A 13,619-nucleotide genomic window follows, 5' to 3' on the forward strand; every position below is an offset into this window, starting at 1 on the left:
GGCGGCCGGGAGCGGCTTCCGGGGTAGATTCTCCCCATGACGACCCCCGCTCGGATGCGCCCCCTGCATCCCGCGGCCCACCGGGTCGCCGACCTCGCCCGGACGTTCGGCCTGGTGGCGCGCGGTCTCGCCCTCCCCGACGACAAGGTCCTGACCGGCGCGAGCCTGGCCAGCGGCGACGTGGTGGCGGGCGACGTGTTCGTGGCCGTCCCCGGATTCAAGGTGCACGGCGCCGCGTACGGGGCGCAGGCGGTCGACGCCGGCGCGGTCGCGGTGCTCACCGACCAGGCGGGCCTGGAGCTCCTGGAGGCGGCCGGTCTTGCCGACCGCGTCGCCGTGCTCGTCGCCCCCGACCCGCGCGCGCTCGCCGGACCCGTCGCGGCGTGGGCGCACGACGCACCTGCGGAGCGGCTGGTCACGGTCGGCGTCACGGGCACCAACGGCAAGACCACGACCTCCTACTTCCTCGACGCAGCCCTGCGCGCCGCGCACGCCACCACGGCCGTCCTGGGCACCGTCGAGCTCCGGATCGGCGAGGACGCGGTGGAGAGCCCCCGCACCACCGTCGAGGCGCCGGCGCTCCAGGCGATCCTCGCGCTGGCCGTCGAGCGCGGGGCGACGGCGCTCGCCATGGAGGTCTCGTCGCACGCGCTCGCCCTCGGGCGGGTCGGCGGCCTGACGTTCGACGTCGTCGGCTTCACCAACCTCCAGCGCGACCACCTGGACTTCCACGGCGACATGGAGGGCTACTTCCGCGACAAGTCGCGGCTGTTCGCCGTCGGTCAGGCGCGGCGCGGTGTGGTCGTGGTCGACGACGAGTGGGGCCGCCGGCTCGCCGCCGAGGCGCCGATCCGGGTCGAGACCGTGGCCACGCACGTCGGCGAGCCCGAGGGGGCCGACGCCGACTGGGCCGTCGTCGCCGCGGACATCGGGCTGGACGGCGTCGGCTCGTCGTTCACGCTCCGGGCGCCTGACGGCACGACGCACTCCGCCACGAGCCCCCTGCCGGGCAGGGTCAACGTCTCCAACGCCGCGCTGGCGATCGTGCTCGCGCACGCGGCCGGCGTGGAGCTCGACGCCGCGATCGCCGCGGTGGCCGTCGCGCACGAGATCCCCGGCCGGATGGAGCGTGTCATCGAGCGCGGCAACGGGTTCCCGCTCGCGATCGTCGACTACGCCCACACGCCCGACGCGCTGGTTCTGGCGCTCGAGGCCGTGCGCCCGATCACGCCCGGGCGACTGGTGATCGTGTTCGGCTCGGACGGCGACCGCGACCAGGGCAAGCGCCCGCTCATGGGCGAGATCGCGGCGCGGCTGGCCGACGTGATCGTCGTCACCGACGAGAACCCCCGTTCCGAGGAGCCGGCGGCCATCCGATCCGCCATCCTCGACGGGGTCCGGTCGCAGCGGCCGGACCTGGTCGACGTGCACGAGGCCACCAGCCGCGCGCAGGCCATCCGCGACGCCCTCGCCCTCGCCTCCGAGCAGGACACCGTGATCATCACGGGCAAGGGCCACGAGCCGACCCAGGAGATCGCCGGCGTGTTCCACCGGTACAACGACCGCGACGTGCTGCTCGCAGCGCGCACCCGCCGGCAGGAGCAGCACGCGTGATCGCCCTGACAGCGGCCGAGATCGCGGCCGCGACCGGGGGAGTGCTGCGCGGCACGGCGGCCACCGACCCCGCACTCGTCGTGAGCGGCCCCGTCGTCGTCGACTCGCGCGACGACGTCACCGGCGGACTGTTCGTCGCCCTGCCCGGGGAGAACGTCGACGGCCACGACTACGCCGCCGTGGCGGTCGCCGGCGGAGCGGCCCTCGTCCTGGCCGCGCGCGACGTCGTCGGAGCCGGCGGAGCGGTCCTGCCGAGCGTCGTCGTCGCCGATGTCGAGCGTGCTCTGGGCGACCTGGCGCGCGTCGTGCTGGAGCGGCTGCGCGAGGCCGCGCTCGAGCCGGGAGGCAGCGATCTGCGCGTGGTCGGCATCACCGGGTCGGTCGGCAAGACCACCACCAAGGACCTGCTCGCGCAGCTGTGCGGCAGCGTCGGCCCGACGATCGCGCCCGTGCGGTCGTTCAACAACGAGATCGGGCTGCCGCTGACGGTGCTGCGCGCCGACGAGTCCACCCGGTTCCTCGTGCTCGAGATGGGCGCCAGCGGACCGGGGCACCTCACCTACCTCACGGACATCGCCCCGCCCGACGTGGCCGTCGTCCTGATCGTCGGCCACGCGCACCTGGGCGGCTTCGGCGGCATCGACGCGGTCGCCGTCGCCAAGTCCGAGATCGTGCAGGGCCTGGTGTCCGACGGCATCGCGGTGCTCAACGCCGACGACCCGCGCGTGTCCGCCATGGCCGCGCTCGCTCCCGGCGAGGTCGTCACGTTCGGCGCTGCCCCGCTGGCCACGGTGGGTGTCCGCGACGTCCGCCTCGACCGCTCCGGCCGCGCGACGTTCACCCTCGTCCGCCGCGGCGAGGTCGAGAGCACCGCGCAGGTCACGCTGCGGCTGGTCGGCGAGCACCACGTGCACAACGCCCTCGGCGCCGCGGCCGCCGCGCTCGCCGTCGGGCTGGAGCTGGACGAGGTCGCCGCAGGACTGAGCGCCGCGGACGCCCTGAGCCCGCACCGGATGCACGTGGTCGACCGCCCCGACGGCGTGACCATCGTCGACGACTCCTACAACGCCAACCCCGACTCGATGCGCGCGGCGCTCAAGGCGCTGGCCGTGCTGGCCGGCCGGGACCGCCGCTCGATCGCCGTGCTGGGCGAGATGCTGGAGCTCGGGCCGGGTGCGCGCGAGGCGCACGACGCCATCGGGCGCCTGTGCGTCCGGCTCAACATCGGCCTGACCATCGTGGTCGGGGACGGCGCGCGCGCCATCCGCGACGGTGCCAACCACGAGGGGTCGTGGGGCGACGAGGTGGTGCTCGCCGACGATCTGGAGGTCGCCACCGCGTTCCTCGAGAGCGAGCTGCGCCCAGGAGACGTCGTGCTGGTCAAGTCGTCGTACGGCGCCGGGCTCTGGAAGCTCGGCGACGTGCTGGTCGAGGGGGCCGCCCGATGATCGCGGTCCTCATCTCCGGCGGGCTCGCGATGGTCATCGCGCTGCTGGGCACACCCCTGTTCATCCGGTACCTGGTGCACAAGCAGTACGGCCAGTTCATCCGTCAGGACGGACCGACCGCGCACTTCACCAAGCGCGGCACCCCGACCATGGGTGGCGTCGTCATCATCGGGGCGACCCTGCTCGGTTGGGTCGGTGGCCTCATCGCCACCGGGACGCCGCCGCGCGCGTCCGCCGTGCTCGTCCTCTTCCTCATGACCGGCCTCGGGGTCGTCGGGTTCCTCGACGACTTCATCAAGATCTCCCGCCAGCGCAGCCTCGGCCTCAACGCGCGCTGGAAGATCGTCGGCCAGGGCATCGTCGGCATCACGTTCGCCGTGGTGGCCCTGCAGTTCCCCAACGACAAGTTCCGCACGCCGGCCTCCACACGGATCTCCTTCATCCGCGACACCAACCTGGACCTGGCGTTCTGGGGCGTGACGGTCGGGACGATCCTCTTCGTCATCTGGGCGAACTTCCTCATCACCGCGTGGTCCAACGCGGTGAACCTCACCGACGGCCTCGACGGGCTCGCGACGGGCGTCTCGCTCATCGTGTTCGGCGCCTACGTGATCGTCTGCGTCTGGCAGTTCAACCAGAGCTGCCAGATCCTGGCCAGCGTCGGACCGCGGTGCTACGAGACGCGCGACCCGCTCGACCTCGCTGTCGTCGCCGCTGCCATCACCGGCGCGTGCTTCGGGTTCCTGTGGTGGAACGCCAGCCCCGCCAAGATCTTCATGGGGGACACCGGGTCGCTCGCCCTCGGCGGTGCGCTCGCCGGCCTGTCGATCCTGTCCCGCACCGAGATCCTCGCCGCGATCATCGGCGGCCTCTTCGTGGTCATCGTGATGTCGGACGTGATCCAGATCGGCTTCTTCAAGCTGACCGGGAGACGCGTCTTCAAGATGGCGCCGCTGCACCACCACTTCGAGCTCTCGGGGTGGGGCGAGGTGACGATCGTCATCCGGTTCTGGATCATCGCCGGGTTGTTCGTCGCGCTGGGTGTGGGCATCTTCTACGCGGAGTGGGTGGCCGGCTAGGTGTCCGAGCTCGTGCTGGAGGACGCCCTGGTGGTCGTCGCCGGGCTCGGGGTCTCGGGACGCGCGGCGATCGAGGTGCTGGCCTCCCGTGGCGCCCGCGTGGTGCCCGTCGACGACCACGCCGACGACGTCATCGGGTCGGCAGAGCTGCTCGCGGGGTCCGTGCTGGACCGCGCGGACCTCGTCGTCGCGTCGCCCGGGCTGGCGCCCGACCACCCGTTGCTCGCGGCCGCGCTGGAGCGTGGCGTCCCCGTGTGGAGCGAGGTCGAGCTGGCGTGGCACGTGCGCGTCGACCGTGCCGCCGGTGGCGGACCGGCGCCGTGGCTCGCCGTGACCGGCACCAACGGCAAGACCACCACCGTGGGCATGCTCGAGTCGATCCTGCGGGCCGCGGGGGAGAACGCACTGGCGGTCGGCAACGTCGGCACGCCCGTGGTGCTCGCCGCCACCGACCCCACCCTCGACGTCCTCGCGGTGGAGCTGTCCAGCTTCCAGCTGCACTTCACGCACTCGATGTCCGCGCAGGCGGCCGCCGTGCTGAACCTCGCGCCGGACCACCTGGACTGGCACGGGTCGATGGACGCGTACACCGCCGACAAGGGCCGCGTCTTCGAGCGGGCGCAGGTCGCGTGCGTCTACAACCTCGCCGACCCGGTGACCGAGCACCTCGTCCGGGAGGCCGACGTCGAGGACGGCGCGGTCGCGGTGGGGTTCACGCTCGGCACCCCGCTGGTCGGGCAGGTCGGCATGGTCGAGGACGTGCTGGTCGACCGCGGGTTCGCGCGGCTCCGGCACACGCACGCGGCCGAGCTGGGCACGCTGGCCGACCTGGCGCAGCTGGCCGGACCCGACGGGACCGTGCCGCCGCACGTCGTGGCGAACGCCCTCGCGGCGGCCGCGCTCGCGCTCGCGCACGACGTCGACCCGGCAGCGATCCGGGACGGGCTGCGGGCGTACGGACCCGGTGCGCACCGGCTGGCGACTGTCGGCGTCGTGGACGACGTGGCCTACGTCGACGACTCGAAGGCCACCAACGCTCACGCGGCCTCGGCGGCCCTCGGCGCGTTCCCCGTCGGCAGCGTCGTGTGGATCGCGGGAGGCCTGGCCAAGGGTGCGCAGTTCGACGAGCTCGTCGTCGCACGGCGTGACCGCCTGCGTGCCGTGGTGCTCATCGGGGTCGACCGCGCCCCGTTGCGCGAGGCGCTCGCCCGACACGCACCCGAGGTCCCCGTGGTCGAGGTCGACGCCGGTGAGACTGGCACGGTGATGACCCATGCCGTGCTCCAGGCCAGGCGCCTCGCGTCCGCGGGTGCCGGTCCGGTCACGGTGCTGCTCGCGCCGGCCTGCGCGTCGATGGACCAGTTCGCGTCGTACGCCGCACGGGGTGATCAGTTCTCCGCAGCCGTGCGTGCGCTCGGCGGGGACGCATGACCGCCACGACCCCGCGCCCGAGCGTGCGCCGCACGGACGACCCGGGCTCCTCCACCAGCTCGCTGCTCGGCCAGTGGAACAGCGCGGTGACCAGCTACTACGTGCTCATCGGCGCGACCGCCCTGCTGCTCGTCATCGGGCTGGTCATGGTGCTCTCGAGCTCGAGCGTGGAGTCCCTGGACGACGGCCACTCGCCGTACGCGGTGTTCCTCGACCAGGCCAAGTACGCGCTGATCGGCCTCCCGATCCTGTTCGGGCTGTCCCGCGCCCCCGTGCGGTTCTTCCAGGTGATCGCGTGGCCCGCGCTGGCCTTCGCGGTCCTCTTCCAGCTCACCGTCTTCACGCCGCTCGGCTGCGGCGCGGGCGGGAACCAGAACTGGGTGTGCGTCGGCGGGATCTCCGCGCAGCCGTCGGAGACCATCAAGCTCGCGCTGGCCATCTGGCTCGGCGCCGTGCTGACCCGCAAGCTGCCGCTGCTGCGGCAGTGGCGGCACGCGCTGATCCCCGCCGTGCCGGTCGCCGGGATCGCGATCCTGGTCGTGCTGGCCGGGCACGACCTGGGCACCGCCCTGGTCCTCATCATGCTGGTCGCCGGGGCGCTGTTCGTGGCGGGCGTGTCCATGCGGATGTTCGGCTTCGCGGCGCTGCTGGCCGGCGGGCTGACCGCGCTGCTCACCGTCACCAGCGACAACCGCACGGCGCGGATCACGAGCTGGCTGTCCGACGAGTGCGACGCGGCGTCGTCGTGCTACCAGACGCTGCACGGCGGCTGGGGGCTGGCGAGCGGCGGCTGGGGCGGGCTCGGTCTGGGGGAGAGCCGCGAGAAGTGGTCCTACCTGCCGGCCGCCCACAACGACTTCATCTTCGCGATCCTCGGCGAGGAGCTCGGGCTCATCGGCACGCTGCTGGTCCTCGGGCTGTTCGGCCTGCTGGCGTTCGCCATGATCCGGGTCATCCGCCGGCACACCGACCCGTTCGTGCAGATCACCACCGGCGCGATCCTGTGCTGGATCATCGGGCAGGCGCTGGTCAACGTGGCGGTCGTCATCGGGCTGGCCCCGGTGATCGGCATCCCGCTGCCGCTGGTGTCCGCCGGTGGGTCGGCGTTGATCATGACCATGGCCGCCCTCGGCGTGCTCATCGCCTTCGCGCGCTCGGAACCGGGCGCCGCCGAGGCGCTGGCCGCCCGGCCCGGCGTCGTGCGCCGGTCGCTGGCCGTGATCGGGCGGTCCCGTGGCTGAGGGTCGTCCGCTCCCCACCGTTCCCGCGGTGCTCCTCGCCGGCGGAGGCACCGCGGGGCACGTGAACCCGCTGCTCGCCGTCGCCGACGAGCTGTTGCGGCGCCACCCGAACGCCCGGCTCACGGTGCTCGGCACCGCCGAGGGTCTCGAGTCCCGACTCGTCCCGGAGCACGGTCTGCCGCTCGCGGTCGTGCCACGCGTCCCGCTGCCGCGCCGCCCGACGCTCGACTGGTTCCGGCTGCCCGCGCGACTGCGTGACGCGGTCCGGGCGGCCGGCGCGGCGATCGACGGGTCGGGGGCGCAGGTGGTCGTCGGCTTCGGCGGGTACGTGGCGACGCCCGCCTACCTGGCCGCGCGTCGGCGGGGGATCCCGGTCGTCATCCACGAGCAGAACGCCCGCGCGGGCCTGGCCAACCGGCTGGGTGCGCGCTGGGCCCGGTCGGTCGCCGTGACGTTCCCCGGCACCTCGCTGCGCGGGGCCCAGGTGACCGGGCTGCCGCTGCGCGCCCCGATCAGCCGCCTGATCGAGCAGCGGACGGCGGACCGGGCGGGGACACGCGCCGCGGCTGCTTCCGAGCTCGGTCTGGACCCGAACCTGCCCACGCTGCTCGTGTCCGGCGGCTCGCTCGGTGCCGTGAGCGTCAACGCCGCCGTCGCGGGTGCTGCGGCGCACCTGCTGGCGGCGGGTGTCCAGGTGCTGCACCTGACGGGCGCAGGCAAGGCCGACGCGGTGCGTGCCGCGCTCGTCGACGTGCCCGGTGCCGAGCGGTACCACGTGCGCGAGTACCTGACCGAGATGCAGCTCGCGCTGGCCGTCGCGGACGTCGTCATCGGGCGCTCCGGCGCCGGCACGGTCTGCGAGCAGGCGGCGCTGGGGATCCCGGCGGTCTACGTGCCGCTGCCCATCGGCAACGGCGAGCAGCGGCTCAACGCGGCTGCGGTCGTCGCGGCCGGCGGCGGCCTGCTGGTCGAGGACAAGGACCTGGACCCGGCGTGGGTCCGCACGCACCTGCCGGTGCTGCTGGTCGGCGACGCCGCCGCGGAGACGCGCGAGCGGATGGGGCTGGCCGCAGCCTCGGTCGGGGTGCGCGACGCCGCGTCCCGCGTGGCCCGGCTGGTGGAGGCGGAGCTGCCGTGAGCGCCGTCCTGCGGCCCGCCGACCTCGGCCGCGTGCACCTCGTCGGCGTGGGCGGAGCGGGCATGTCCGCGATCGCCGCCCTGCTCGCCGCGCGCGGCGTGGCCGTCTCCGGCTCGGACGCCGCCGACGGTCCGGCCCTGCCGGCGCTGCGAGCGGCGGGCGTCGACGTGCACGTCGGCCACGAGGCCTCGCTCGTCGACGACGCCGACACCGTCGTGATCTCGTCGGCCGTCCGGGAGTCCAACCCGGAGCTCGCCCGCGCTCGTGAGCGAGGGCTGAGGGTGCTGCACCGGTCCGAGGCGCTCGCGTCGCTCATGGTGGACCGGGACGCGGTCGCGGTGGCCGGTGCCCATGGCAAGACCACCACGTCCGCGATGATCGCCACGGCGCTGCTGCACGCGGGCGCGGACCCGTCCTTCGCGATCGGCGGCACCGTGTTCTCCGCCGACGGACCGCTGGGCGGCGGACGGGACGGCGCCGGCCCGGCGTTCGTGGCGGAGGCCGACGAGTCCGACGGCTCGTTCCTCGCGTACGCGCCGCTGGTCGCGGTCGTCACCAACGTCGAGCCGGACCATCTCGACCACTACGGCTCCACGGAGGCGTTCGAGGACGTGTTCGTCCAGTTCGCCGAACGCATCCGGTCCGGGGGCACGCTGGTCGTCTGCGCCGACGACCCGGGCGCGGTGCGGCTCGTCGAGCGTGTGCGCGGGACGCTCGCGGCGCGGGACGTCTCGGTCGTCACCTACGGCACGTCGCCGGACGCCGACGTCGTCGTGGGCGAGCTGCGCGCAGACGCCGGGCGATGGGCGTTCGAGCTCACCGCCGGCGAGCTCACCACCACGGTGCGCCTCGCCTTCCCGGGTGCGCACAACGCGCTGAACGCCGCTGCGGCCTGGGCCACGGCCCGGCGTCTCGGGGTGCCGGACGCCGCGGACGGGCTCGCGGCGTTCCGCGGGACCGGGCGACGGTTCGAGGACCGCGGGACCGTCGGCGGCGTCCGCGTGGTCGACGACTACTCCCACCACCCGACGGAGGTGGCGGCGCTCCTGCGCGGCGCCCGCTCGGTGGTCGGCGACGGCCGGGTGCTCGCCCTCTTCCAGCCGCACCTGTACTCGCGCACCCGCACGTTCGCCGCCGAGTTCGGCGCGGCGCTCGACCTGGCCGACGTGGTCGTCGTGACCGACGTGTACGCGGCCCGCGAGGACCCGGACCCGTCGGTCACCGGCGCGCTGATCGTGGACCTCGTCCCCACTCCGGGCAAGGCGACGTTCGTGCCGGACCGGGACGCCGCCGCCCGGGCGGTCGCCGGGGCCGCCCGTCCGGGTGACCTGCTGCTCACCGTGGGCGCCGGGGACGTCACTCTGTTGGCGTCGGTCGTGCTCGAGGTGCTCTCCGCGCGGGCCGTCGGATGAGCCCGTCCCGACCGACAGCTCCGCGCGACTCCGCGCCGGGCCGACCGACCGCCCCGCGCCGGGCGGCGGCTCGACCGAAGCCGACGACCGCTGCGAAGCCGACGACCGCGCCGAAGCCGGCGACCGCCCCGAAGCCAGCCCCGCCGGCCCCGCAGGACGACCCGTCCTTCGGGCGCGCGGTCACCACCTACAGCGCCGGGGGAGCCCGCCGCTACGCCGGCCCCGTGGCGCCGCCCGTGGTGTCCACCAGCTCGGTCGCCCGGTTCGCCGAGCGGTCCCGTGCCCGGCGGAACCTCGCGCGCCGCCAGGTGCTGCTGGTGGCCGGTTCGGCGCTCGCGGTCGGCTCGCTCGGCTGGCTCCTGCTCATCTCCCCGGTGCTCGCGCTCGAGCCGGCGCAGGTGGTGGTCGAGGGGGCCGGGACCGTGGTGGCCGTCGACCAGGTGCTCGGGGTGATCGACGCGCACGCGAGCACCCCGCTGCCGCGCCTGGACACGGTGCGGCTGCGTGACGAGGTGCTCGACGTGCCCGGGGTGCGGGAGGCGCGCGTCACCAGGTCGTGGCCGCACGGTCTCATGGTGGTGCTCGTCGCCCGGGAGCCGGTCGCGGCCGTCCCGGAGCAGTCGAGTGCCGCGACCCACGGCGCGCCGGGATTCGCGCTGCTCGACATGGACGGCGTCCAGGTGGGCCGGGTGGACGCCGCGCCGGAGGGCCTCCCGGTCGTGGACGTGCCGGTGGGGGACAAGCGCACGCTCACCGCGGTGCTCAGCGTGCTCCAGCGCCTGCCGGTCGAGCTGCTGGCCCAGGTGGGCGGCGTGTCGGCGCGGACGCAGGACACCGTGACCATGAGCCTGCGCGACGGCGTCCGCGTCGACTGGGGGAGCGCGAGCGAGACCCCGCTCAAGATCGCCGTGCTGTCGGCCCTGCGGGCGTCCCCCGCGGCCGCGGGCGCGACCGTCATCGACGTGTCCGCACCGCGCCTGCCCATCACGAAGTGACGCGAGCGGGCGAGTTTCTCGACCAACTCCCGACACGCGCGGCGCGGTCGTTGCTCGACGTCCGGACGGGACCTAGCGTCACGCACTGACAGCACACCTGACATAACTATAACCCTCAACTAGAGGGTGAAGGTTCCACCCCGACCCTGTCCCGCCGCGCGCGGGCCGCGGACGGACCACGTGGCCCCAGGCCGCGACCGGCACAGAACGAGAGGCACCCACCGTGGCAGCTCCGCAGAACTACCTGGCGGTCATCAAGGTCGTCGGCATCGGCGGCGGCGGCGTGAACGCCGTGAACCGCATGATCGAGGTCGGCCTCAAGGGTGTCGAGTTCATCGCCGTCAACACGGACGCCCAGGCGCTGCTGATGTCGGACGCGGACGTCAAGCTCGACGTCGGCCGTGAGCTGACGCGCGGCCTCGGCGCCGGTGCGGACCCCGAGGTCGGCAAGAAGGCCGCCGAGGACCACAAGGACGAGATCGAGGACGTCCTGCGCGGCGCCGACATGGTGTTCGTCACCGCGGGCGAGGGCGGTGGCACCGGTACCGGTGGCGCGCCGGTCGTCGCGCGGATCGCGCGCTCGCTGGGTGCCCTGACCATCGGCGTCGTCACGCGCCCGTTCACCTTCGAGGGCCGCCGCCGGTCGGTCCAGGCCGACTCGGGCATCGAGGCGCTGCGCGCCGAGGTCGACACCCTGATCGTCATCCCCAACGACCGGCTGCTCCAGATCTCCGACCGCTCGGTGTCGGTCCTGGACGCCTTCCACTCCGCGGACCAGGTGCTGCTGTCGGGTGTCCAGGGCATCACGGACCTGATCACAACGCCGGGCCTGATCAACCTCGACTTCGCCGACGTGAAGTCCGTCATGCAGGGCGCCGGCTCGGCCCTCATGGGCATCGGCTTCGCCCGCGGCGACGACCGTGCGGTCCAGGCCGCCGAGATGGCGATCTCCTCGCCGCTGCTCGAGGCCAGCATCGACGGCGCCCACGGCGTGCTGCTGTCCATCCAGGGCGGCTCCGACCTCGGGCTCTTCGAGATCAACGAGGCCGCGCGACTGGTGCAGGAGGCCGCGCACCCCGAGGCCAACATCATCTTCGGCGCGGTGATCGACGACGCCCTCGGCGACGAGGTCCGGGTGACCGTCATCGCGGCCGGGTTCGACTCCGGGTCGCCCACGATCCGTCGCGACTCCCGCGCGCTCGGCCAGGTCAGCGGCAACTCGGCGCGCCAGGTGCCGGCGGTCGCGTCGCAGGTCCCCACGCCGCGCCCGGTCCTCGACCCCGAGGAGCAGCTCGTCCCGGTCGGCGCCTACGGTCAGAACCGCTCCGCCGCCCCGGCCCAGCCCGACGTCCCGGCCTTCCTGTCCACCGAGGCGGAGCCGACGCCGATCACGGGAGCGCTGGAGGTGCCGCGGATCTTCACCGAGGACGCCTCCCGGCGAGACCGCGACGAGCTGGACGTGCCCGACTTCCTCAAGTAGCCGGGCGGTGAGCGGAACGCAGCCCGGGAGCGACCTCCCGCCCGTCGTGGAGGTCGATCTCGGGCCCGGCGTCCTGGCCGGTTTCAGCACGCGCGGCGGCGGGGTCAGCCGCCCGCCGTACGACGCCCTGAACCTCAGCTACCAGGTGGGCGACGAGTCCTCCGACGTGGCACGCAACCGCGCGCGTCTGGAGCGGTGGACGGGAGTGCCCGTCGCGTTCGCGACACAGGTGCACGGCACCGGGATCGTCGTCCTGTCCGAGCCGCCGACGGCCGGCGTCATCTCGGTCGGCGAGTACGACGCCCTGGTGTCGGTGGACCCGTCGGTCGCCGTCGCGGTCCTGGTGGCCGACTGCGTGCCCGTGCTGCTGGCCGACGCCTCCGCCGGGGTCGTATCCGCCGTGCACGCGGGTCGGCGCGGGCTGGTGGCCGGCATCGTCGAGGCGGCGATCGCCGCGATGCTCGCCCACGGTGCCGCCGCGGACCGGATCCGGGCCGCCGTCGGACCGTCGATCGCGGGGGAGTCGTACGAGGTGCCCGCCGCGCTGCGCGACGAGGTGGCCGACGTGGTCCCGGAGACGCGGGCGACGACGGGCTGGGGGACGCCCGCGCTCGACCTGCCCGCCGGTGTCGTCGCGGTCCTGCGTCGCAGCGGTGTGGTCCACGTGACGACCCTGTCGCGCGACACGTGGAAGGACCCCGCGCTCTTCTCCTACCGACGCTCGCCGCGCACGGGTCGGTTCGCGGGGGTCGTCGGGCTGCGCCCGTGAGGCACGGCCGCCGAGGTTGTCGGGCGTGTCGCGCCGTGCCGGGAACGCCCACGTTGCTAGCGTGACCGGCAGAGGGAGCCCACCGTCGCCGACAGGACCGGCAGGGGCTCCGGGGTGGTCCGGAGAGATCCGGGGAGGGAGCCAACGCGATGGCCGGAGCGCTGCGCAAGACGATGCTGTACCTCGGCCTGGCCGACGACCGGTCGGAGCACGAGGAGTACCTCGAGGAGTTCGACGACCAGGAGGTCGCGGTGCCGCAGGAGTACGAGGCCCAGGTCACGCCGTTGCACCGGCCGACGCGCACGTCGCTGCCTACGCAGGCGACGCAGCACGCCCCCGCTCCCGCCGGTGAGCTCCGTCGCATCACGACGATCCACCCGCGCTCCTACAACGACGCGCGCAAGATCGGCGAGGCGTTCCGCGAGGGCACCCCGGTCATCATGAACCTCACGGACATGGACGACGCCGACGCCAAGCGTCTCGTCGACTTCTCCGCGGGTCTGATCTTCGGGCTGCACGGCGCGATCGAGCGGGTGACCAGCAAGGTCTTCCTGCTCTCGCCGGCGCACGTCGAGGTCGCCGGCGAGGCCGCAGGCCCGGTGGCGGAGCCGCCGACGCGTGCGGGCTTCTACAACCAGAGCTGACGCGTGCACCTCATCGCGGCACTGCTGTTCTACGTCGTCCTCGCGTTCTTCCTCCTGCTCCTGATCCGGCTCGTGCTGGACTGGGTGCAGTTCTTCGCCCGGGACTGGCACCCCTCGGGGATCGCCCTGGTGATCGCGGAGGCGACCTACACGGTCACCGACCCTCCGCTCAAGGCGCTGCGGCGGATCCTGCCGCCGCTGGCCATCGGATCCGTGCGCCTGGACCTCGCTTTCCTGGTCCTCGTGCTGGGCTGCTCGATCCTCATGTCCATCCTCGGCCGCATCTGATCGCACGCTTCCACCTGTCCATGGGCGTGTCGCGGGGACGTGCGCGCACCGCATTCTCCGATACCGTGGCCCGAGGCGGT

12 protein-coding genes are annotated in these 13,619 nt (G+C 73.8%); all 12 read left to right on the forward strand.

The window, feature by feature from the left end; translation table 11 throughout:
• Positions 1-36: 36 nt before the first annotated feature.
• The 12 genes from ACO06A_RS16885 (at position 37) to ACO06A_RS16940 (ending at position 13,539) form a co-directional block, all read left to right on the forward strand.
• Positions 37-1,614 carry a UDP-N-acetylmuramoyl-L-alanyl-D-glutamate--2,6-diaminopimelate ligase gene (locus tag ACO06A_RS16885; RefSeq protein WP_421733357.1) on the forward strand — a complete coding sequence of 526 codons (1,578 nt, stop codon included), beginning with the start codon at positions 37-39 and terminating at the stop codon, positions 1,612-1,614.
• A complete protein-coding gene (locus ACO06A_RS16890) occupies positions 1,611-3,062 on the forward strand; it encodes a UDP-N-acetylmuramoyl-tripeptide--D-alanyl-D-alanine ligase (RefSeq protein WP_421733358.1) in 1,452 nt (483 codons plus the stop codon). The genes ACO06A_RS16885 and ACO06A_RS16890 overlap by 4 nt, the downstream gene beginning before the upstream one ends.
• On the forward strand, positions 3,059-4,141 hold the full coding sequence (mraY, locus tag ACO06A_RS16895; RefSeq protein WP_421733359.1) for a phospho-N-acetylmuramoyl-pentapeptide-transferase: 1,083 nt from the start codon (positions 3,059-3,061) through the stop codon (positions 4,139-4,141). Before ACO06A_RS16890 ends, mraY begins: the two co-directional genes overlap by 4 nt.
• Positions 4,142-5,572, forward strand: a complete 1,431-nt coding sequence (gene murD, locus ACO06A_RS16900; RefSeq protein WP_421733360.1) for a UDP-N-acetylmuramoyl-L-alanine--D-glutamate ligase — start codon at positions 4,142-4,144, stop codon at positions 5,570-5,572.
• Positions 5,569-6,813 carry a putative lipid II flippase FtsW gene (ftsW, locus tag ACO06A_RS16905; RefSeq protein ID WP_421733361.1) on the forward strand — a complete coding sequence of 415 codons (1,245 nt, stop codon included), beginning with the start codon at positions 5,569-5,571 and terminating at the stop codon, positions 6,811-6,813. The genes murD and ftsW overlap by 4 nt, the downstream gene beginning before the upstream one ends.
• Before the next feature lie 28 nt (positions 6,814-6,841).
• Positions 6,842-7,951 (forward strand): undecaprenyldiphospho-muramoylpentapeptide beta-N-acetylglucosaminyltransferase, encoded by a 1,110-nt coding sequence (gene murG / locus ACO06A_RS16910; protein WP_421733363.1) that lies wholly within the window; start codon positions 6,842-6,844, stop codon positions 7,949-7,951.
• Positions 7,948-9,363, forward strand: coding sequence for a UDP-N-acetylmuramate--L-alanine ligase (murC, locus tag ACO06A_RS16915; protein WP_421733364.1), 1,416 nt, complete (start codon positions 7,948-7,950; stop codon positions 9,361-9,363). Before murG ends, murC begins: the two co-directional genes overlap by 4 nt.
• Positions 9,360-10,358 (forward strand): cell division protein FtsQ/DivIB, encoded by a 999-nt coding sequence (locus tag ACO06A_RS16920; RefSeq protein ID WP_421733365.1) that lies wholly within the window; start codon positions 9,360-9,362, stop codon positions 10,356-10,358. Before murC ends, ACO06A_RS16920 begins: the two co-directional genes overlap by 4 nt.
• 223 nt (positions 10,359-10,581) lie before the next feature.
• Entirely contained in the window at positions 10,582-11,838 is a 1,257-nt protein-coding gene (gene ftsZ / locus ACO06A_RS16925; RefSeq protein WP_175347384.1) for a cell division protein FtsZ, read from the forward strand.
• A gap of 7 nt (positions 11,839-11,845) precedes the next feature.
• Positions 11,846-12,607 (forward strand): peptidoglycan editing factor PgeF, encoded by a 762-nt coding sequence (pgeF, locus tag ACO06A_RS16930; protein ID WP_421733366.1) that lies wholly within the window; start codon positions 11,846-11,848, stop codon positions 12,605-12,607.
• Positions 12,608-12,756: 149 nt separating this feature from the next.
• Entirely contained in the window at positions 12,757-13,251 is a 495-nt protein-coding gene (locus tag ACO06A_RS16935) for a cell division protein SepF (protein WP_175347382.1), read from the forward strand.
• Between the two features lie 3 nt (positions 13,252-13,254).
• Positions 13,255-13,539 carry a YggT family protein gene (locus tag ACO06A_RS16940; protein ID WP_421733367.1) on the forward strand — a complete coding sequence of 95 codons (285 nt, stop codon included), beginning with the start codon at positions 13,255-13,257 and terminating at the stop codon, positions 13,537-13,539.
• Positions 13,540-13,619: the final 80 nt, after the last annotated feature.

The organism is Cellulomonas sp. (assembly GCF_965229465.1).
In the GTDB taxonomy this organism is placed as follows: domain Bacteria; phylum Actinomycetota; class Actinomycetes; order Actinomycetales; family Cellulomonadaceae; genus Cellulomonas.

Excerpts from the sequence above, each read along its gene's own strand:
- ACO06A_RS16920 (WP_421733365.1), top strand. The coding sequence starts at position 9,360 with ATGAGCCCGTCCCGACCGACAGCTCCGCGCGACTCCGCGCCGGGCCGA.
- ACO06A_RS16885 (WP_421733357.1), top strand. The coding sequence starts at position 37 with ATGACGACCCCCGCTCGGATGCGCCCCCTGCATCCCGCGGCCCACCGG.
- ftsW (WP_421733361.1), top strand. The coding sequence starts at position 5,569 with ATGACCGCCACGACCCCGCGCCCGAGCGTGCGCCGCACGGACGACCCG.
- mraY (WP_421733359.1), top strand. The coding sequence starts at position 3,059 with ATGATCGCGGTCCTCATCTCCGGCGGGCTCGCGATGGTCATCGCGCTG.
- ACO06A_RS16935 (WP_175347382.1), top strand. The coding sequence starts at position 12,757 with ATGGCCGGAGCGCTGCGCAAGACGATGCTGTACCTCGGCCTGGCCGAC.